This window comes from Nocardia neocaledoniensis, from assembly GCF_003182135.1.
Lineage (GTDB): Bacteria > Actinomycetota > Actinomycetes > Mycobacteriales > Mycobacteriaceae > Nocardia > Nocardia neocaledoniensis.
This window is the reverse complement of the sequence record NZ_QGTL01000023.1, coordinates 18,655-38,296: the sequence shown is the minus strand read 5'-3', so window position 1 is coordinate 38,296 and position 19,642 is coordinate 18,655. Positions and strand designations below refer to the sequence as shown.

Genomic DNA, 19,642 nt, shown 5'->3' with positions numbered 1-19,642 from the left:
GTGTAGGCGGTCTGGGTGAGGTAGCCGCCGCTGGTGTGCAGGATGCCCTTGGGTTTTCCGGTGGTGCCGGAGGTGTAGAGGATGAACAGGGGGTGTTCGGCGGGGAAGGGCTGGGCTTCGTGGGAAGGCGAAGCGAGCGCGACGGTTTCGTCCCACCACAGGTCGCGCACCTCGGTCCAAGGCACGTCCAGCCCGGTCCGGCGCACCACCAGCACATGCTCGACGGAGGTCGGATCCTCGCCGAGGGCCTCGTCCACCGCCGACTTCAGGGGCGCCGGCTTGCCCCGCCGCCACTGCCCGTCGGTGGTGATGATCAACCGGGCCCGCGCGTCGTCGACCCGCTGTCGCAGCGCGCTCGGCGAGAATCCGGCGAAGACCACCGAGTGGGTGAGGCCCAGTCGCGCGCAGGCGAGCATCGAGACGATGGCCTCGGGGACCATCGGCATGTAGATCGCTACGCGATCACCGGCCACCAGACCCAGCGCGGTGAACGCGTTCGCGGCGCGCGAGACTTCTTCGAGCAGTTCGCGATAGGTGATGTCGCGGGAATCGCCCGGTTCGCCCTCCCAGTGGATGGCGACCTGGTCGCCGTGCCCGTCGAGGACGTGGCGGTCGACGCAGTTGTAGGCGACGTTGAGCTCGCCGTCGGCGAACCAGCGCGCGACCGGGGCGTCGGACCAGTCCAGCACCTGGGTGAACGGCGTGTGCCAGTGCAACCGGTTCGCCTGCTCGGCCCAGAAACCGTCACGATCGGTCTGCGCGCGCTCGGCGAGCGAGGCATCGGCATTGGCCTGCGCGACGAACGCCGCGGCGGGCGGGTAGCTGGTCGCGTGGTCGGGGCGGGTGGGGTCGGTGACGGCACCGGTCACGGGAAATCTCCTTCGAACTACAGGGGTAGAACCCGGGCCGGTGGCGGGACCACCGGCCCGGGCGTGGCTGGTATCAGTGCGAGATCGCCTTCTCCGCACCGACACCGGTGAGCGAGCGGACCTCCATCTCCGCGGCCTTGGCGGTGTCGACCTGCTCCCCGCGGCCACCGAGGTACGTGCCGACGATGCCGAGAACGAACGCCAGCGGAATCGAGACGATGCCCGGGTTCGACAGCGGGAACCAGTGGAAATCGGTACCGGTGATCATCGAGGTCTTGGTGCCCGACACCGCCGGGGAGAACACGATGAGAACGATGGTCGAGATCAGGCCGCCGTACATCGACCACAGCGCGCCGGTGGTGTTGAACCGCTTCCAGAACAGCGAGTACAGGATCGTCGGCAGGTTCGCCGCCGCCGCCACCGCGAAGGCCAGCGCCACCAGGAACGCGATGTTCTGGCCGTTGGCGAGGATGCCGAGGCCGATCGCGAGCACACCGATCACCACGGCGGTGATCCGCGAGACCCGCACCTGCTTGACCTCGTCGACCTTGCCCTTCTTGATCACGCTGGCATAGATGTCGTGGGCGAACGACGCCGAGGCGGTGATGGTCAGACCGGCCACGACCGCGAGGATCGTCGCGAACGCGACCGCCGAGATCACCCCGAGCAGGAGCACGCCGCCGAGTTCGAACGCCAGCAGCGGCGCCGCCGAATTCTGGCCACCCGCTGCGGCGAGGATCTTGTCCGGGCCGACGATGGCTGCCGCGCCGTACCCGAGCACCAGGGTGAACAGGTAGAACGCGCCGATCAGACTGATCGCCCAGACCACCGAGCGCCGTGCCTCTTTCGCGGTGGGCACCGTGTAGAAGCGCATCAGCACGTGCGGCAGACCCGCGGTGCCGAGCACCAGCGCCAGGCCCAGCGACAGGAAGTTCAGCTTCGAGGTGTCGCTGCCGCCGTACTGGGCGCCGGGCGCGAGCACGTCACGGGCCGCGACGGCCTTGTTGGTCGACTCGCTCACCGATTGCTGTGCGGCGCCGAGGATGTCGGAGAAGTTGAACCCGAACTTGGCCAGCACCAGCACGGTCATCAGCGCGGCGCCCGCGATGAGCAGCACCGCCTTGATGATCTGCACCCAGGTGGTGCCCTTCATGCCGCCGACCAGCACGTACACGATCATCAGCACGCCGACGATCGCGATCACGACCGATTGCCCCGCGCGCGAGGAGATGTCGAGCAGCAGCGCGACCAGGCCGCCCGCGCCCGCCATCTGCGCGAGCAGATAGAACAGCGACACCGTCAGCGTGGTGAGCGCGGCCGCGGTGCGGACCGGACCCTCCTTGAGCCGGAAGCTGAGCACGTCGGCCATGGTGAATTTGCCGGTGTTGCGCAGCATCTCGGCCACCAGCAGCAGCGCCACCAGCCAGGCGACGAGGAAACCGATCGAGTACAGGAAGCCGTCGTAGCCGTAGACGGCGATCGCGCCCGCGATGCCGAGGAAGCTGGCCGCCGAGAGGTAGTCGCCGGCGATGGCGATGCCGTTCTGCGGGCCGGAGAAGCCACGTCCGCCGGTGAAATAGTCGGCGGCACTGGCGTTGTTGCGGCTGGCCCGGATCACCACGACCATGGTGACCGCGACGAACAGCGCGAAGATGGCGATATTGGCGATGGGGTTACCCACCGTCGTATCCGCGGCGAGGATGTTCACGCGCGGCCCTCCTCGAGAGACTCGCGAATGGCCGCGGCGCGCGGGTCCAGCTCACGATTGGCGAAACGGACGTAGAGCCCGGTGATGAGGAACGTGGAGACGAACTGCCCGAGCCCGAGCAGCAGACCCACGTTGATGTTGCCGAAGACCTCGGTGGCCATGAAGTCGTGCGCGTAGGCGCCGAGCACCACATAGCTCAGGTACCACAGCAGGAACAGCGCGGTCATCGGGAAGACGAAGCGGCGCAGGCGAGTACGCAGATCCTGGAACTGCGGGCTCGCCTGCACGGCGAGCCATTCCTCGGCACTCGGCGTGCGCCGGTCGGGCGCTTCTTCGGTGTCGGTTTCGGTCATGCTGGGTGGTCCTAGCGTGAGGAGTGTGATGCGTGCAACGACCGTAAGGCGCCGCGCGGGGCCGCAGAATGGTGTGGCCTGGGTCACTCGGTGAAGGTGGCCGCTCGTGCGGTGAACGGTCGCTGTGACGCGACGAACGGTCGGCGCGAGATCACCGGTTCGCGGCGGACTCCGGCTCGCGATCGGCGCTCATCCCGAGCCGCTCGGGCGCATGCATGCGCAGGAAGATCCCGGCGATCGCGCGCTTGTCCTGCTTCCTGGTCAGCAGGCTCACCACGATCGTCACCGCGAACGCCAACGGCACGCTGACCGCGCCCGGATAGTCGACGATCGCCGCGGCCCAGCCGCCCGCCACCTCGGGGGAGACGCCGCCGAGCACCGCGACCACGGTCGCCCCGCCCGCGGTGACGCCGCCGGTGAGCAGTCCGCTCGCCGCGCCCGCCGCGGTGAGCCCGCGCCACCAGATGCCGAGGACCAGCAGCGGGCACAGGGTCGAGGCGGCGACCGAGAACGCGAGCGCGACCGTGCGGGACAGATCCAGGGAGGCGACGGTGAGCGCCAGCGTCAGCGGGACCAGGCCGGCGACGAGCGCGGCGGCGCGGAAGTCCCGGATCCGGCCGCGCAGCACATCGGTGCTGAGCACGCCGGCGAGGCTGACGAGCAACCCGGACGAGGTCGACAGGAACGCCGCGATCGCGCCCGCGGCGGCCAGCGCGGCGAGCAGTTGTCCGCCGAGCCCGCCCAGCACCGAGCCGGGCAGCAGCACCACGGCCGCGTCCGAGGCGCCGGTGATCAGCAACTGCGGCACGTACAGCCGGGCGAAGACGCCGAGCAGGATCGGGAACAGATAGAACAGGCCGACCAGGCCGATCACCGTCAGCGCGGTCCGCCGCGCCGAGGGGCCGTCCCGGTTGGTGTAGAAGCGCACCAGCACATGGGGTAGCCCCATGGTGCCCAAAAAGGTCGCCACGATCAGCGAGAACACCTGGTACTGCGGATGTTCGCTGCCGAATCCGCCGCCGGGCGCGACCCAGCTGGCGCCGTCGGCGGGCGCGCCGGCCACCACGGGTACCGCCGCGCCTGCGTCGAGGACGAGTTCGGTGCCCGCGGCGAGGGTGTGGTCGCCGGGGGTGAGCAGGACCGGTCCGTCCTCCGTGCGGCCGTCGAGGGTGCCGTGCACGACCACCTGCTGGGAGACGTCGAGATGCACGACCACGTCCGTCGAGATGTCCACGCTGGTGCGCTCGTCGACCGTCGACGGCGCCGCGGTGCCGACCGGACGTTCGTCGGCGAGGAAATGCATGCCCAGCACCAGCGCCGGCACCGCCACCGCCGTCAGCTTCAGCCAGTACTGGAACGCCTGCACCATGGTCACCGACCGCATGCCGCCGCCGATCACGTTCACGAGCACGATCGCCCCCACCGCCACGGCCCCCACCCAGGACGGCGCACCGAGCAGGATGTGCAGGGTGAGCCCCGCGCCCTGGAACTGCGGAATCAGGTAGACCGCGCAGACCACCACGACGAGCCCGGCGGCCATGCGCCGCAACCGGATCGAGCCGAGCCGGAACTCGGCGAAATCGGGGACGGTGTAGGCGCCGGAGCGGCGCAGGGGAGCGGCGACGAACATCAACAGGCCCAGATAGCCCGCGGTGAACCCCACCGGATACCACAGCGCGTCGGCGCCGTATTTGGCGATGAGCCCGGCCACGCCGAGAAAGGAAGCGGCCGAGAGATATTCGCCCGAGATCGCGGCGGCGTTCCAGCGGGAGCCGACCGTGCGGGAGGCGACGAGGAAGTCCGAGGTCGTGCGCGACAGGCGGACTCCGTAGAAGCCGATGCCGATCGTGGCGAGGGCGGCCAGCACCAGCGCGGTCACGGTGAGCGCGGGGTTGTCGCCGTTCATCGGGTGACTCCGTGCCGGGGAACGCCGGTCGTCGCGGCGGATGAGCAGAATCCACCGGGCCCGCAGGCGACCGGTGTCGGGTGGGCGGTGCGCGGAGGGGCCTGCTGTGCGGCAGGTCGGTCGTCACCGCGTGGCGGCCCGTGCCTCAGCGCGCCGCGGCGGGCCGGCATCAGTCCCCCGCCAGTTCGAGGAAGTCGTCTTCGTTGCGCTGGGCCAGGCGCACATACAGCCGTCCCACCCCGTACAACGCGGGAAAGGCGAACAGGCCGAGGATCAGCCACGGCAGGCGCACGCCCAGCACGGTCGTCTCGGCCACGGCGTCGATGCCGAACAGCACGGGCAGCGCGCCGAACCCGGCGATCACGATCAAGCCGAGGCGCAGGGCCAAGCCCAGTTGGGCCCGGATCAGGCCGCCGATCAGTGCTGCGCCGAGGTCGGTCTGCTCGACGACTTCGGTGCGCGTGCGGACCTGCCGCGCGCCGCGCCGTTGCGCCAGCACCACCCGCTCGCGCTGCGGGCGTTGCGGGCCCGTCATCGCTGCGACCAGTTCTGGCGCGGGCCGTGCACCAGCCGCTGCTTGAGTTCGCGCACCTGGCGCCTGCTCACGGGCAACTCCACCGCGCCCGCGGCGCCTTCGGCCCGCAGGCACACCACCGTGCCGCTGCCCGCGCTGCGCAACCCGGTGACCAGCCGCAAGGCCACCAGGTAGGAGCGGTGCACGCGCAGGAACCCGGCGTCCTCCCACCGCGCTTCGAGCGCCGAGAGCGGAATCCGCACCAGATGCGAGCCGGTGCCGGTGTGCAGCCGCGCGTAGTCGCCGTCGGCCTCCACCCACGCCACATCGGCCCGGTTCACGAGGGTGGTGACCCCGCCGAGTTCCACCGGGATCACTTCGCTCGGATGCGCGGGCTCCGGCGGCGCCGCCGCGGGTACCGCCACCCTGGTGGCGACGATCCGCCGCACCGCCTCGGCCAGCCGCGCTCCGCGCAACGGCTTGAGCAGGTAGTCCACCGCCCCCAGATCGAAGGCGGCCACCGCGTGATCGTCGTGCGCCGTCACGAACACGACCGCCGGCGGCTCGGCGAACTCCGACAGAATCCCCGCCAGCTCCATGCCCGTGAGGCCCGGCATGTCGATGTCGAGGAACACCGCGTCGATCGGATGGGCCCGCAACAAGCGCAACGCCCCGGTCGACTCACTCGCCCGATGGATCTCCCCGACGCCGCTCTGGGTGCTCAGCAGATACACCAGCTCGTCGAGCGCCGGCTTCTCGTCATCGACGGCGAGCACCCGCAGAGCGGTCGAGGGTTCATCGGTGTTCCAGGTCACAGCCTGTCCATGGTAGCCGTCGCCCGAGATCGCCGAGAACGGTATCCTCCCGGGTACAGTCGGCAGATCCGCCGCCCGATCGGTGGCCGTACGACCTGCCCGGAGTATCGAGGGGCGACTCCTGTGATCACCATCCGGCCCAGAACCGCCGACGACCTACCGGCCTGCGTGGCGGCGCTGCGCGAGGTGCACAGCGCCGACGGCTATCCGGCAGTGTGGCCCGAGGACCCCGTGGCCTGGTTGAGCCCGGTCGAACAGATCGATGCCCGCGTCGCCGAGTCGAACCACACCGTCGTCCCGTCCCACCGCCGCCTCGACGTCGGCCGTCGACTCCTCGCCGCCGCCGTGAACATGGCAGGCCGACGCGGCGGCCGCGCGGTCCTCTCCGTGGAAGCCGGTGGCACAGCCGCACTTTCGCTGTACGACAGCGCGGGCTGGAAGAAGATCCACAGCGGTCCGGGAGGCTGGACGACCCCGGACGGCAGACCAGCGCTTCTGCACTACCTTCTGAGCCCGAGCCGATAGCGCACGCGAACTCGCCTGAACATCAGGCGCGAATTCCGGCGCGGAATTTCGGCACCCGCATGCTGACCTTGGTGCCCGCGCCGGGCGCGGTCTCGACGACGAGGCCGTAGTCGTTGCCGAAGGCGGCGCGGAGGCGGTCGTCGACATTGGCGAGGCCGACGTGGGCGGCTTCGCCGGTGCGGGCTGGGCCGGAGTCGGTGTCGACGGCGTCGAGAGCGCCCGAGCGCAGCAGGTCGGGGTCCATGCCGACGCCGTCGTCCTCGACGCTGATCAGGCAGTCGGTGCCCGCGTCGGTGGCGACGATGCTCAGGTGCCCGCCGCGACCGCCGCCGCCGAGCCCGTGCCGGACCGCGTTCTCCACCAGTGGTTGCAGCGCCAGGAACGGCAGCACCACGCCGAGGACCTCCGGCGCGATCCGCAGGCGCACGTCGAGCGCGTCGCCGAAGCGGGCCTGTTCCAGGGCGAGATAGCGCTCGATATTGCGCAATTCGTCGGCGAGGACGGTGAATTCGCCCGCCGCCCGGAACGAATACCGCGTGAAATCGGCGAATTCGAGAATCAGCTCGCGGGCCCGATCGGGATCGGTCCGCACGAACGAGGCGATCGTGTTGAGCGCGTTGTAGATGAAGTGCGGACTGATCTGGGCGCGCAGCGCGCGCAGTTCCGCGCGATCGACGCGGGCACGCGAGGCGTCGAGTTCGGCCAGTTCCAGCTGCCCGCATGCGTACCGCGCCACCTCGGCCGCCGCGCCGAGCATGCCGGGGCCCGGCCTGCCGGTGGTCACCACGCCGAGCGCGCCGATCGCCGTGCCCGTGTCGATCAGCAGCGGTTGGGCGATGAGCGTGTGCTCGTCGCCGGAGACCAGCACCGGCCGCTCGTCGGCGATGGCCCGCCGCGCCGCGTCGGCGAACGGCTCGATCATCCCGGTGTGCGCCCCGTCCCAGGCCAGCAGCGCCGCCTCCGCGTCGGCCATCCCGAGCGCCTCGGCGCCGGCCAGTCCGCGCAGATGCGGCGCCGCCTCCCGCGCCGACTCCTCGGTCAACCCGCGCCGCAACGGCACCGCCGCCAGCGAGGCGGTGTGCAGGGCCTGGTGCACGGCCCGCTGCGCCGGCGTGGTCACCACCCGCTGCGTCCGCCGCCAGACCACGAGCGCCACGACCAGCACGATCGCCGCCGCGACCACCGCGACCAGCGCCGTGGTCACCGCGCCGCCCTCGAATCGGCGGGACGCGCCCGACCACGCTGCTGCTGCGACATGCGCCCGATTATCACCGCTCCCACACCGCGCGCGAACCGATCGCCACGCGCCCCGCCGGTACGGCCGGCAACGGACGCCGCGCGGGACTCGCCGGTGACGTTCGCCACGACACGCCGGACTGGTCCAGGGCGGGGCCGCGGCGCCCGTGTGGCACGGGAAAAGTTGTCGTACCCCCGTGCATAGAATGCCAAGGCCAACCCCCGTCGACACCCTGGGAGGAAGGACCGTCTTGGCTCCGTCCGGATCGTTCGTTCACCTGCACAACCACACCGAGTACTCCATGCTCGATGGGGCGGCGAAGATCTCGCCGTTGTTCGCGGAGGCGGACCGGCTGGGCATGACCGCCGTCGGCATGACCGACCACGGCAACATGTACGGCGCCTCGGAGTTCTACAACTCCGCGAAGAAGGCGGGCATCAAGCCGATCATCGGCATCGAGGCCTACATCGCGCCCGAGTCGCGGTTCAACACCAAGCGTGTGCAGTGGGGCGATCCCGGCCAGAAGAGCGACGACGTGTCGGGTTCGGGCGCCTACACCCACATGACCATGGTCGCCGAGAACGCGACCGGTCTGCGCAACCTGTTCAAGCTGTCGAGCCTGGCCTCCATCGAGGGCCAGCTCGGCAAGTGGGCGCGCATGGACGAGGAGATCATCGCCCAGTACGCCGAGGGCATCATCGCCACCACCGGCTGCCCCTCCGGCGAGGTCCAGACCCGTCTGCGCCTCGGCCACGAACGCGAGGCGCTGGAAGCCGCCGCGAAATGGCAGGAGATCTTCGGCAAGGAGAACTTCTTCCTCGAGGTGATGGACCACGGCCTGTCCATCGAGCGCCGGGTCCGCGAGGGCCTGCTCGACATCAGCAGGCAGCTCGACATCCCGCCGCTGGCCACCAACGACTGCCACTACGTCACCAAGGACCAGTCGACCAATCACGAAGCGCTGCTGTGCATCCAGACCGGCAAGACGCTGTCGGACCCCACCCGCTTCAAGTTCGACGGTGACGGCTACTACCTCAAGTCGGCCGAGGAGATGCGCGCCATCTGGGACGCCGAGGTCCCCGGCGCCTGCGACAACACCGAACTCATCGGCGAGCGCGTGCAGTCCTACGACGAGGTGTGGGAACACCGCGACCGGATGCCGATCTTCCCTGTCCCCGAGGGGCACACGCAGGCCAGCTGGCTGCGCAAGGAGGTCCTCGACGGTCTGGACCGCCGGTTCCCCGATGGCCCGCCGCAGGAATACCTCGCCCGCGCCGACTACGAACTCGGCGTCATCTGCGAAATGGGTTTTCCCGCCTACTTCCTCGTCGTCGGTGACCTCATCCGGCACGCCCTCGATGTCGGCATCCGCGTCGGCCCCGGCCGTGGTTCGGCCGCGGGCTCGCTCGTCGCCTACGCGATGGGCATCACCAACATCGACCCGATCCCGCACGGCCTGCTCTTCGAGCGCTTCCTCAACCCCGAGCGCGTGTCGATGCCCGATATCGATATCGACTTCGACGATCGCCGCCGCGGTGAGATGGTCCGCTACGCCACCGAGAAGTGGGGCAGCGACCGCGTCGCCCAGGTGATCACCTTCGGCACCATCAAGACCAAGGCCGCGATCAAGGACTCGGCGCGAGTCCTGTTCGGCCAGCCCGGTTTCGCCATCGCCGACCAGATCTCCAAGGCGCTGCCGCCGCCGATCATGGCCAAGGACATCTCGGTCTCGGGCATCACCGATCCCGAACACGAGCGCTACAAGGAAGCCGCCGAGGTCCGCGAGCTCATCAGCTCCAACCCCGACATCGCCAAGATCTACGAGACCGCCAAGGGCCTGGAGGGCCTGATCCGCAACGCGGGCGTGCACGCCTGCGCGGTCATCATGTCCTCGGAGCCGCTGACCGACGCCATCCCGGTGTGGAAGCGCGCGCAGGACGGCGCGATCATCACCGGCTGGGACTACCCGTCGTGTGAGGCCATCGGCCTGCTGAAGATGGACTTCCTGGGTCTGCGCAACCTCACCGTCATCGGTGACGCCCTGGAGAACATCAAGGCCAACCGCGGCATCGATCTCGACATGGATCACCTGCCGCTCAACGACCCGGCCACCTACGAACTGCTCGCCAGGGGCGACACCCTCGGCGTGTTCCAGCTCGACGGCAGCGCCATGCGCGATCTGCTGCGCCGCATGCAGCCCACCGGCTTCGAGGACATCGTCGCCGTGCTCGCGCTGTATCGCCCCGGCCCGATGGGCATGAACGCCCACAACGACTACGCCGACCGCAAGAACGGCCGCCAAGAGGTCAAGCCGATCCACCCCGAGCTCGAAGAGCCGCTGAGAGAGATCCTCGCCGACACCTTCGGCCTGATCGTCTATCAGGAACAGATCATGCAGATCGCGCAGAAGGTGGCCGGGTACTCGCTCGGTCAGGCCGACATCCTGCGCCGCGCCATGGGTAAGAAGAAGCTCTCGGTGCTGGAGGAGGCCTACGCGGGCTTCCGCGAGGGCATGCTCAAGAACGACTTCTCCGAACCGGCCATCAAGGCGCTGTGGGACACCATCCTCCCGTTCGCCGGCTACGCGTTCAACAAGTCGCACGCCGCGGGTTACGGCCTGGTGTCGTTCTGGACCGCCTACCTCAAGGCCAATTATCCGGCCGAATACATGGCAGGTCTGCTCACCTCCGTCGGCGACGACAAGGACAAGGCCGCCATTTACCTCTCGGACTGCCGCAAAATGGGCATCACGGTGCTGCCGCCGGATGTCAACGAGTCCGAGCAGAACTTCGCCTCGGTGGGCAAGGACATCCGCTTCGGTCTCGGCGCGGTCCGCAACGTCGGCGCGAACGTGGTGTCCTCGATCATCGCGGCCCGCAAGGAGAAGTCGAAGTTCACCGACTTCTCCGACTACCTGAACAAGATCGACGCGATCGCCTGCTCCAAGAAGGTCACCGAATCGCTCATCAAGGCAGGCGGTTTCGACTCGCTCGGGCATCCGCGCAAGGGCCTGCTGCTGGTGCACTCCGACGCGATCGACGCGGTGATGTCGACGAAGAAGGCCGAGGCCATCGGCCAGTTCGATCTCTTCGGCGGGATGGACGCCGACGAGTCGGTGTCCTCGGTGTTCAACGTCAAGGTCCCCGACGAGGAATGGGAGACCAAGCACAAGCTCGCCCTCGAGCGGGAGATGCTGGGTCTGTACGTGTCCGGGCATCCGCTCAACGGCGTCGAGCACGTGCTGGCCGCCCAGGTCGACACGCCCATCCCGGCGATCCTGGAGGGCGATGTCAAGGACGGCGCCCAGGTGACCATCGGCGGCATCCTCGCCTCGGTCAACCGCCGCATCAACAAGAACGGCCTGGCCTGGGCCTCGGCCCAGCTCGAAGACCTCACCGGTGGCGTGGAAGTGCTGTTCTTCCCGCAGTCGTACTCGGTCTACGGGATGGACGTCGTCGAGGACGCGGTGGTGCTGGTGAAGGCCCGCGTCTCCGTCCGCGACGACCGCATCTCCCTGATCGCCAACGACCTCGTGGTGCCGGACCTGTCGGCCATCGGCGTCGCCAAGCCGGTCTCGGTCGTCATGACCACCCGCATGTGCACGCCCGACAAGGTCCGCGAACTCAAGAAGGTTCTCTCCCGCCACCCCGGCACCTCCGACGTCCACGTCCGCCACGTCGGCGCCCGCGAGAAGACCACCCTCCTGAAACTCGACGACAGCTGGCGAGTCACCCCCTCCTCAGCCCTGATGGGCGACCTCAAGGCCCTCCTCGGCCCCGGCTGCCTGGGCTGAGCACCCCGCACCGCATCGCGCCCACCTGACCGGGAGTCAGGTGGGCGCGGTCCGTCAGTGCCTCATTCCGAAGGGGAGCGGCGGACGGTGGAGAGGGGGGTGAGCCAGGTAGCCGGGTCGGCGACGGGGAAGCGGCGGCCGGTGACGGTGGTGGGGACGAGGCGGAGGAAGAAGTCCTTCGCGCCTGCCTGCCAGGGGGAGAGGGGGAGGTCGACGGTGTCCATCAGGTCGTCGATTTCGCGGATTCCCTCGGCCTGTCCCTTGACCACCACGCTCCAGGCCTGGTGGGTTTCGGGGAGGTAGCCGTCGACTTCGAGAGCGACCGGCGCGTCCGCCAGGGCGGCCGACATCTTGGTGCCGCGGGCGGTGCGGAAGACGAGGGTGCCGTGGTCGACGGCGTAGTTGAGCGGGAAGATGTCGGGGTGGTCGTCCACCCACACGGCGAGGCGGCCGATCTCGCCGGTGCGCATGAGCGTCCAGCATTCGTCGACAGCGAGTTCCTCGATGTTCGGGCCGTCGCTTCCCATCGCGCGCGCCTTTCTGTCAGTCGTGCGTGGCCTTCCCGACGAACTCCATCGTGCCCGACTCGCGCTCAGATGACGCCCAAAGCGAGCATCGCGTCGGCGACCTGGATGAAACCGGCGATGTTGGCGCCCGCCTGGTAGTTGCCGGGGACGCCGTATTCGTCGGCGGTGGCCAGGCAGCGGTCGTGGATGCCGCGCATGATCTCGGCCAGGCGCTCCTCGGTGTGCTCGAAGCTCCACGAGTCGCGGGAGGCGTTCTGCTGCATCTCGAGTGCGCTGGTCGCCACGCCGCCCGCGTTGGCGGCCTTGCCGGGGGCGAAGGTCACCCCGGCCTCGTTGAACACGCGGACCGCGTCCGGCGTGCACGGCATGTTGGCGCCCTCGGCGACGATCCGGCAGCCGTTGGCGACGAGTTTGCCCGCGGCGGCGCCGTCGAGCTCGTTCTGCGTCGCGCACGGCAGGGCGATGTCGCAGGGCACCTCCCACAGGGAGCCGTCGGCGATGAAGCGCGCGGTGCGCGGGCGGGCCTGCGCGTAGTCGGCGATGCGGCCGCGTTGAACTTCCTTGATCTCCTTGAGCAGGGCGAGATCGATGCCGGTCTCGTCGACGACGTAACCGCTCGAATCCGAGCACGCCACCACGGTGCCGCCGAGTTCGTGGACCTTCTCGATCGCGTAGATGGCGACATTGCCCGAGCCCGACACCACCACGCGCTGGCCGTCCATGGACCGGCCCGCCGCGGCGAGGATCTCGTTGACGAAGAAGACCGCGCCGTAGCCGGTGGCTTCCCGGCGCACCTGCGAACCACCCCAGGTCAGGCCCTTGCCCGTGAGAACACCGGACTCGTAGCGGTTGGTGATGCGCTTGTACTGGCCGAACAGATAGCCGATCTCGCGGCCACCGACGCCGGTGTCACCGGCCGGGACGTCGGTGTGTTCGCCGAGATGCCGGTAGAGCTCGGTCATGAACGCCTGGCAGAACCGCATCACCTCGCCCTCGGAGCGGCCCTTCGGGTCGAAGTCCGAGCCGCCCTTGCCGCCGCCGATCGGCAGACCGGTCAGCGAGTTCTTGAAGATCTGCTCGAAGCCGAGGAACTTCACGATGCCCAGGTAGACCGAGGGATGGAAGCGCAGCCCGCCCTTGTACGGGCCGAGCGCGGAGTTGAACTCGACGCGGAAGCCCCGGTTGATCTGCACGGCGCCGGAATCGTCGACCCACGGCACCCGGAAGATGATCTGCCGCTCGGGCTCGCACAGCCGGCGGATCACCGCGGCGTCGGCGTAGTGCGAGTGCTTGGCGACGACGGGGCCGAGGCTGTCCAGCACCTCGTGGACCGCCTGGTGGAACTCGGCTTCGCCGGGGTTGCGGCGCAACACCTCGTCGTAGATGTCGCTCAGCTTCGCGTCCAGGACAGCCACCCGTGGACTCCTTGTCGTCGTCGTTCGCCTGCCGCGGCCGGAGCACCTGGTCGGGCTCCGGCCGCACCTCACAGGCTAGCCGCACGCACGGTGAGGTCCGATTCAGCGGGGGAGGGTCTGGCCGGGTCGCAGGGTGTCGCCGCACTCGCCGGTCTTCTGGTAGTCCGCGAGCAGATGGGGCAGGACGGTGCCGGAGTACTCACGCAGCTGTGCGAGCTGTGCATCGTCGCGGACGACGTCCTTGCGGACCCAGTCCTCGTCGGCGGAGGACGGATCCTCGGAGCGATGGACCTGGTAGTAGTCACGGGTCATGCGCGGGTCGACGGTGAGCTCGTTGGCGAACCAGACGCCGTGCGTGTGCACGAAGGTGGGTTTGCGGTCCTCGAAGACGTAGTCCGCGAGCGTCGTGTCGGCCTCGCCCGCGTAGATGTCGGCGATCTTCGCCTCGGTCAGCCCGGCCATGTCGATCAGTCGCAGCCGCGAGGACATCGCACTGCCGCCCATGTCGGGCGCCAGCAGACTGCCCTGGTCGAGAACGATGATGTCGGCGTAGCCGTTGACGTACTGCCCGAATCGCGTGGCGATCCAGCACAGGGGCACATCGGCGTCGGCGCGATAGGCCGCGCCCGCGTCGGCCAGCGCGACCCCGGAGGGGAGCAGAGCGCCGGCCAGGGTCAGCGCGACCAGCGCCCGGCCCCGGGTGCGCAGCCTCGTCAGCACTTCCGCCGCCGAGATCACCACGATCAGCGCGGCCAGAACCCACACGGGGGTGGCGAACCGGAACTGCTTCATCCAATCCGGCTCGAGCACGCAGTAGGCGACGATCGCCAGGATCAGCGGAACCAGCAGCGCCACAACACCGTCGCGCCACCGGCTCGGCGTGGCCAGGGCGAACCCGACCACGCCGACGGCCACGATCACCGCGGGCGCGCCCGCGTACTGCACCAGTTCCCCGGCCCGGGTCAGGTCGGACACGGTCGGCAGCGCCTGATTCTTGGCCACCGCCGTGTTCGCGACGAGCCTGCCGAATTCGGCGACGCGCCACAGCAGATACGCCCCGAACGGCACCGCGAACGCCACCCCGGAATACAGCACGTGCCGCAACGCGGTGCGCCACACCGTCCGCCGCACCAGCACCAGCGAGATCAAGGGATAGGCGGCCAGATAGATCAGACCGTCGGGCCGGGTCAGGGCCGCGAACGCCGCCAGCGCGCCGGCGATCACCGCGACCGACGGCGTCCACAGGCGCTTATCCAGCACCGCGAGGAACAGGTGCACCGCCAGCACGCACGCTGTCAGGGCGAACAGCGAATTCTCCAGGCCGGAGAAGCACCAGATGACGAACGACGGAATCGCCGCCAGCACCACGGCGGTCGCGAAGGTCACCGCCGCGGGCCGGCGGGTGACGCGCCGCGCGGCGAGGTAGCAGGCGAGGAGAATTCCGGCGCAGCACAGCAGCGCGATCGCCTTCGGGTAGAGCACATAGTCGGGAATGCCGAACAAGGCACCGCGGTCGAACAGACCGAGCCACTTACCGATTACCAGCACCAGCAGCCAGGTGGGGTTGGAGAATCCCTCCACCGATTCCGCGCCGGGCTGCAGCACCGGGCCTGCGCCCTCGGCGACATTGCGGGCGTAGGCGAACGTGATGGCGGCGTCGTCGACGAGCCAGTTGCCGTATCGCGTCCCCTGCCAGCCCAGTAACAGGACGCCGCCGAGCACGGCCGCCAACGCGGTCCAGCGCGATCGATCCCGTTGCGGCGGTACATCTTCCGGAAGCTCGGTCACGGTGTGCGGCCGCGCTTCGATTACCTCAACCATTCATCAGATCCCAAGTTCGAACGATATCGCCGGAGAACGCCAAAACCTTAGCTTCTCTAACGAATAGTGCTACACGACGCCGTCGAGCTCGGGATACGCGCTACGCCCGCACCGGTGGTGCCACGGCTCGACATAAACCTGTACCCGCGCGGCCGTGGCGAAAACCTCGGATCGAGACCATCACGCGATCGTAAGATTTCCAGGGTCCGGCCGCGGCGAGCGGACATCACGAGGCGACGGCGTGGACCGTGTGCGGATCCGTCCGGGTGTCGGTGGCCGGGCGTCGTTCGAGCCGGTGGGCGACGGCGACCGCCGCGAGCATCGCCGCCCCGAGGGCGGCGCCGATCCAGCCGACCGCCGCGTAGCCGAACCCGGCCCCGAGGGCGAGACCGCCGAGCCAGGGCCCCACGGTGATGCCGACATTGAAAGCGGAGAAGTTCGTGGCCGTCGCCAGCGTCGGCGCGTCACCGGCCAGGGCGAAGACGCGGGTGTTCAAGGCCGGGTTCGTGGCGAATCCGAAAGCGCCGAGTAGGAAGACGAGCACGACCACGGGCGCGGGGGAGCGCAGTGTCAGCGCCAGCGCCGCGGCGATCACGGTCATGCCGCTCGCGCCGACGTAGAGGGTGCGGAACGGGTGACGGTCGGAAGTGCGCCCGCCGAGGGTGATGCCGAGCAGGCCACCGACGCCGTAGAGGGCCAGGACCAGCGGAATCCAGGTCGCCGAGACGGCGGTCGCGTCGGCGAGCAGGGCCCCGAGGTAGGCGAAGACGGCGAACGTCGAGCCGGTCGAGAGCGCGGTGGCGGTGTAGGACAACCACAGTCGCGGATTCGCCATCACCCGCAACTCGCGATCCAGGCACGCGACGGCGCCCGGCCGCCCGCCCGGAATTCTCGCGACGACCCCGATCATCGACAGCGCCGACAGCGCGGCCACCGCCCAGAACGCCGCCCGCCAGCCGAAGTGCTGACCGATCACCGTCCCCGCGGGCACGCCGACGATGGTGGCGATGGTCAGCCCGCCCGCGACGATGCCCATGGCCCGGCCGCGCAGATTCGCCGGGACCAGGCTCACCGCGGTGGTGGCCGCGAGCGCCCAGAACCCGGCGTAGACGAACGCGCTCACCACGCGGGTGCCGAACAGGACCCAGTAGTCGCTGGTCAGCGCGCCGACCGCATGGGCGGCGACGAAGATCGCGAGGAAGGCCAGCAGGGCGTCGCGCCGCGGCCAGCGCAGGGTCACCACGGCGAGCAGTGGCGCGCCGACCAGCATGCCGAGCGCGAAGGCCGAGATGAGCAGGCCCGCACGGGGAATGGACACGCCGAGATCGGCGGACAGATCGGTGAGCAGTCCGGCGAGCATCAGCTCGGAGGTGCCCTGGGCGAAGATCGACAGCCCGAGGATGTAAATGGCGGGAGGCATGGGAACCCTTCTCGATGTTTTAGATTGATCAGTCCAAAATCTGGGCACGGCTTGACGCCGAGCCGGCGGGTGGTGACTACAGGCAGCGCAGGGCGGTGTCGGCGATCGCCTCCAGCGTGGCTCGGTCCGCGCCGCCGCGAGCGGCCACCCGCATGCCGCCGATGGTCGCGGTGAGGAACTGGGCGAGGTCGCGGGCGGTGCGCTCGGTGGTGATCTCGCCGGCGCGCTGGCCCTCGCGCAGGGTGGCGGTCAGTGCGTCGAGCCGGCGCTCCTGGTCGGTCAGCAAGGTGGCGCGCACGGCGGGGTCGCGCGGGGCGAGCTCGATCGTGGAATTGACGACGAGGCAGCCGGTCGGGTCCTCGTCGGGCGCGTCGGCGACCTGGCGCAGGACGGCGCGCAGGCGCTCGCGGGCCGGCGCGTCGCCGTCGAGGATCTCGAAGATCGACGCGTTCTTGGTCGTCATGTAGCGGCGCAGCGCGCGCTCGAACAGGTCGTGCTTGCTGGTGAAGGTGTTGTAGATGCTGCTGCGACCGAGACCTGTTGCCGCGCAGAGGTCCTGGGTGGAGGTGGCTTCGTAACCGGCCGACCAGAAGGCGCGCATGGCGGCATCGATCGCACGGTCCTCGTCGAATTCCTTGGGGCGGGCCATGCCCGGACGGTAGCACGTTTTGGATATATCAGTCCAAAATGGCGTGGCGCGGGGTGATCGAAACCCGGCGGCGGACGGGCTAGCGTCGAGAGGCGTGATGTCAGCCCTGCGACTCGACTCGCCACCGCGGACCGCGCCGCCGACGCGTTCGAGGGGCCGCGCGCCGACCGGGCGTGCGGTGGTGCTCGTGGCCCTCGGCCTGGTCGTCGCCCAGCTGGCCTCGCGGGCCTGGGTCGCCGCGTGCGGCTTCTTCTACTGGGACGACTTCATCCTGATCGGCGAGGCGGGCAGGCATCCGCTGTGGTCGGCGGAGTTGCTGTTCACCAGCCACGACGGGCACGTGATGCCGCTGACCTTCGCGCTGACCTGGCTGGTCACCGAGGTCGCACCGCTGCGCTGGGGTGTCGCCGCCGTGGTGCTGCTGGTACTGCAACTGCTCGCCTCGCTGGCGGTGCTGCGACTGCTGGTCGTGCTGCTCGGGTGGCGGCTCCGGATGCTCGGGCCGCTGATCTTCTTCCTGTTCGTGCCGTTGACCGTGCCCGCGTTCGCGTGGTGGTCGGCGGCGGTGAACGCCCTGCCCCTGCAGATCGCCCTGGCCTGGGTGAGCGCGGACGCGGTGCTGCTGACGCGCGCCGGCCGGCGGCGGTACGCGGTGTCGGGGGCGGCGGTGTTCGCGCTCGCGCTGCTGTTCTTCGAGAAGGCCGTGGTGGTGCTGCCGGTGGCCGTGGCGGTGGTGGCGCTGCTCGCCCACGTCTACGGCGAATCGGTGCGCGCGGCCGTCCGGCGCGGTGCCGCGCTGTGGACGGCGGCGGGCGGGGTACTGCTGGCCTGGTCGGCGTTCTTTCTGCTGGTCATCCAGCGCCCGCGCGGCCTGTCCCGCCCCGAGAACCCCGCCGCCCTGCTGCGCCAGGCACTCTCCGACGGGCTGGTGCCCACGCTCTTCGGAGGTCCGTGGCGCTGGGAACGCTGGCAGCCCGCGACGCCGTGGGCCGACCCGCCCGGTGTCGCGGTCGCGGTGTGCTGGGCGGCGTTGATCCTGTTCGCGGCGTGGACGATTCGTCATCGCGTCCGCGTCGTCGCGGTCTGGGCGTGCGCCGCGGCCTATGTCGTCCTGACCGTCGCCCCGGTGGTCGTTCTGCGCGACGGCCCCGGAACGGCGGCGCTGCTGCTGCAATCCATCCGGTACTTCGCCGACTTCGCGGTCATCGCGAGTGTGGGGCTGGCGTTGTTGCTGCTCGCCGCACCTCGGGCGATGACCTCGGCACCCGGCTCGCGAGGGGCATCGACCGCCACCGATCCCGCGGAGGCACTCGGGCCGGCGAGCGTCGGCGACGTCGCCGACGCGGGCAGTCGTGTGGCCGACCGGCACGACCCGGTGGCCGCGCTCGATGGTGGGTTCCCGGCCAGGCAGGTCGGAAGTGGGCGGTGGTCCGGACCTCAGGGCAAGGGAGTCGCGGGTGTCGCGGTGGTCGTCGCGTTCGTCGCGAGCAGCATCTACTCGACCGCCACCTTCACCCGCGCGTGGGAACCGAGCCCGGCTCGGACCTACGTCACGGGTGTCCGGGCCGCGCTGCCCGAATCGGACGCGCCGCTGCTCCCGCAGGAGGTGCCGTGGAATGTGCTCAACCCCTTGGCCTTCCCGCAGAACATGACCGATCACGTCTTCGCTCCGCTGGCCGGCCCCGGCACCTTCGCGCGGTCGACCTCGCACCTGCGCATGTTCACCGACGACGGCGAACTCGTCGACGCGCAGGTGTGGTGGAACCGCTCGACCGTGCCCGGCCCCGAGCCGGGCTGCGGGTACCGGGTGCCGGGCGGATCGGCCGTGCGGCTCCCGCTGGACGGTCCCATGCAGACCAGGGAATGGACCGCCCAGCTGAACTACCTGTCCGACCGGGACGGGACCATCGCGGTGTCCTTCGAGGGCGGCGCGGAAACCGTCGCCGAGGTGCGCGCCGGCTTGCATCCGGTCTATCTGCGCATGCTCGGCGGCGGATCGGCCCTGCGCGTGCGCGTGCTCACCCCCGGCATCGAGCTGTGCCTCGGCACGGGCCCGGTCGGCGTCGTCGCCCACGGCTGACCGCCGCGCC

General features: G+C 69.8%; 15 protein-coding genes. 3 read left to right on the top strand and 12 right to left on the bottom strand.

What is annotated here, in order from left to right; genetic code table 11:
- The 6 genes from DFR69_RS33560 to DFR69_RS33535 form a co-directional block, all read right to left on the bottom strand.
- Positions 1-869, bottom strand: an 869-nt coding sequence (locus DFR69_RS33560) for an AMP-binding protein (RefSeq protein WP_146229497.1), incomplete at its 3' end; no start/stop codon positions are given.
- A gap of 73 nt (positions 870-942) precedes the next feature.
- Positions 943-2,577 carry a solute symporter family protein gene (locus tag DFR69_RS33555; RefSeq protein WP_110041724.1) on the bottom strand — a complete coding sequence of 545 codons (1,635 nt, stop codon included), beginning with the start codon at positions 2,575-2,577 and terminating at the stop codon, positions 943-945.
- Positions 2,574-2,930, bottom strand: coding sequence for a DUF485 domain-containing protein (locus tag DFR69_RS33550; protein ID WP_110041723.1), 357 nt, complete (start codon positions 2,928-2,930; stop codon positions 2,574-2,576). The genes DFR69_RS33555 and DFR69_RS33550 overlap by 4 nt, the downstream gene beginning before the upstream one ends.
- A gap of 151 nt (positions 2,931-3,081) precedes the next feature.
- Entirely contained in the window at positions 3,082-4,836 is a 1,755-nt protein-coding gene (locus DFR69_RS33545) for a sodium/solute symporter (RefSeq protein ID WP_110041722.1), read from the bottom strand.
- Between the two features lie 169 nt (positions 4,837-5,005).
- Positions 5,006-5,371, bottom strand: coding sequence for a hypothetical protein (locus DFR69_RS33540; RefSeq protein ID WP_110041721.1), 366 nt, complete (start codon positions 5,369-5,371; stop codon positions 5,006-5,008).
- The gene (locus DFR69_RS33535) at positions 5,368-6,165 is read right to left on the bottom strand and encodes a LytR/AlgR family response regulator transcription factor (RefSeq protein ID WP_110041720.1); all 798 of its coding nucleotides are present in this window, start codon (positions 6,163-6,165) and stop codon (positions 5,368-5,370) included. The genes DFR69_RS33540 and DFR69_RS33535 overlap by 4 nt, the downstream gene beginning before the upstream one ends.
- A 123-nt stretch (positions 6,166-6,288) precedes the next feature.
- Here DFR69_RS33535 and DFR69_RS33530 point away from each other — a divergent pair, with 123 nt between their 5' ends.
- Positions 6,289-6,690, top strand: a complete 402-nt coding sequence (locus tag DFR69_RS33530) for a GNAT family N-acetyltransferase (RefSeq protein WP_208644088.1) — start codon at positions 6,289-6,291, stop codon at positions 6,688-6,690.
- A gap of 22 nt (positions 6,691-6,712) precedes the next feature.
- Here the strand turns inward: DFR69_RS33530 and DFR69_RS33525 are convergent, their stop codons facing one another.
- Positions 6,713-7,894, bottom strand: a complete 1,182-nt coding sequence (locus tag DFR69_RS33525) for a sensor histidine kinase (RefSeq protein WP_110041719.1) — start codon at positions 7,892-7,894, stop codon at positions 6,713-6,715.
- Between the two features lie 283 nt (positions 7,895-8,177).
- Between DFR69_RS33525 and dnaE the strand changes: the two genes are divergently transcribed.
- Complete coding sequence (gene dnaE, locus DFR69_RS33520; RefSeq protein ID WP_425271613.1) at positions 8,178-11,720, top strand: DNA polymerase III subunit alpha; 3,543 nt, start codon at positions 8,178-8,180, stop codon at positions 11,718-11,720.
- A gap of 62 nt (positions 11,721-11,782) precedes the next feature.
- On the opposite strand, the gene DFR69_RS33515 is transcribed toward dnaE, so the two are convergent.
- The 5 genes from DFR69_RS33515 to DFR69_RS33495 form a co-directional block, all read right to left on the bottom strand.
- On the bottom strand, positions 11,783-12,247 hold the full coding sequence (locus tag DFR69_RS33515; RefSeq protein WP_110041717.1) for a pyridoxamine 5'-phosphate oxidase family protein: 465 nt from the start codon (positions 12,245-12,247) through the stop codon (positions 11,783-11,785).
- A gap of 65 nt (positions 12,248-12,312) precedes the next feature.
- Complete coding sequence (gene gdhA, locus DFR69_RS33510) at positions 12,313-13,662, bottom strand: NADP-specific glutamate dehydrogenase (protein ID WP_110041716.1); 1,350 nt, start codon at positions 13,660-13,662, stop codon at positions 12,313-12,315.
- A 102-nt stretch (positions 13,663-13,764) separates the two neighbouring features.
- On the bottom strand, positions 13,765-15,483 hold the full coding sequence (locus DFR69_RS33505; protein WP_244198598.1) for a hypothetical protein: 1,719 nt from the start codon (positions 15,481-15,483) through the stop codon (positions 13,765-13,767).
- Positions 15,484-15,709: 226 nt separating this feature from the next.
- On the bottom strand, positions 15,710-16,903 hold the full coding sequence (locus tag DFR69_RS33500) for a Cmx/CmrA family chloramphenicol efflux MFS transporter (RefSeq protein WP_110041714.1): 1,194 nt from the start codon (positions 16,901-16,903) through the stop codon (positions 15,710-15,712).
- Positions 16,904-16,979: 76 nt separating this feature from the next.
- Positions 16,980-17,552 (bottom strand): TetR/AcrR family transcriptional regulator, encoded by a 573-nt coding sequence (locus DFR69_RS33495; RefSeq protein WP_110041713.1) that lies wholly within the window; start codon positions 17,550-17,552, stop codon positions 16,980-16,982.
- Positions 17,553-17,649: 97 nt separating this feature from the next.
- Here DFR69_RS33495 and DFR69_RS33490 point away from each other — a divergent pair, with 97 nt between their 5' ends.
- Positions 17,650-19,632, top strand: a complete 1,983-nt coding sequence (locus DFR69_RS33490) for a hypothetical protein (RefSeq protein ID WP_244198599.1) — start codon at positions 17,650-17,652, stop codon at positions 19,630-19,632.
- The last annotated feature ends 10 nt before the right edge of the window (positions 19,633-19,642 follow it).

Excerpts from the sequence above, each read along its gene's own strand:
- DFR69_RS33490 (WP_244198599.1), top strand. The coding sequence starts at position 17,650 with ATGTCAGCCCTGCGACTCGACTCGCCACCGCGGACCGCGCCGCCGACG.
- DFR69_RS33545 (WP_110041722.1), bottom strand. The coding sequence starts at position 4,836 with ATGAACGGCGACAACCCCGCGCTCACCGTGACCGCGCTGGTGCTGGCC.
- DFR69_RS33495 (WP_110041713.1), bottom strand. The coding sequence starts at position 17,552 with ATGGCCCGCCCCAAGGAATTCGACGAGGACCGTGCGATCGATGCCGCC.
- DFR69_RS33540 (WP_110041721.1), bottom strand. The coding sequence starts at position 5,371 with ATGACGGGCCCGCAACGCCCGCAGCGCGAGCGGGTGGTGCTGGCGCAA.
- DFR69_RS33550 (WP_110041723.1), bottom strand. The coding sequence starts at position 2,930 with ATGACCGAAACCGACACCGAAGAAGCGCCCGACCGGCGCACGCCGAGT.
- DFR69_RS33515 (WP_110041717.1), bottom strand. The coding sequence starts at position 12,247 with ATGGGAAGCGACGGCCCGAACATCGAGGAACTCGCTGTCGACGAATGC.
- DFR69_RS33500 (WP_110041714.1), bottom strand. The coding sequence starts at position 16,903 with ATGCCTCCCGCCATTTACATCCTCGGGCTGTCGATCTTCGCCCAGGGC.
- DFR69_RS33505 (WP_244198598.1), bottom strand. The coding sequence starts at position 15,483 with ATGGTTGAGGTAATCGAAGCGCGGCCGCACACCGTGACCGAGCTTCCG.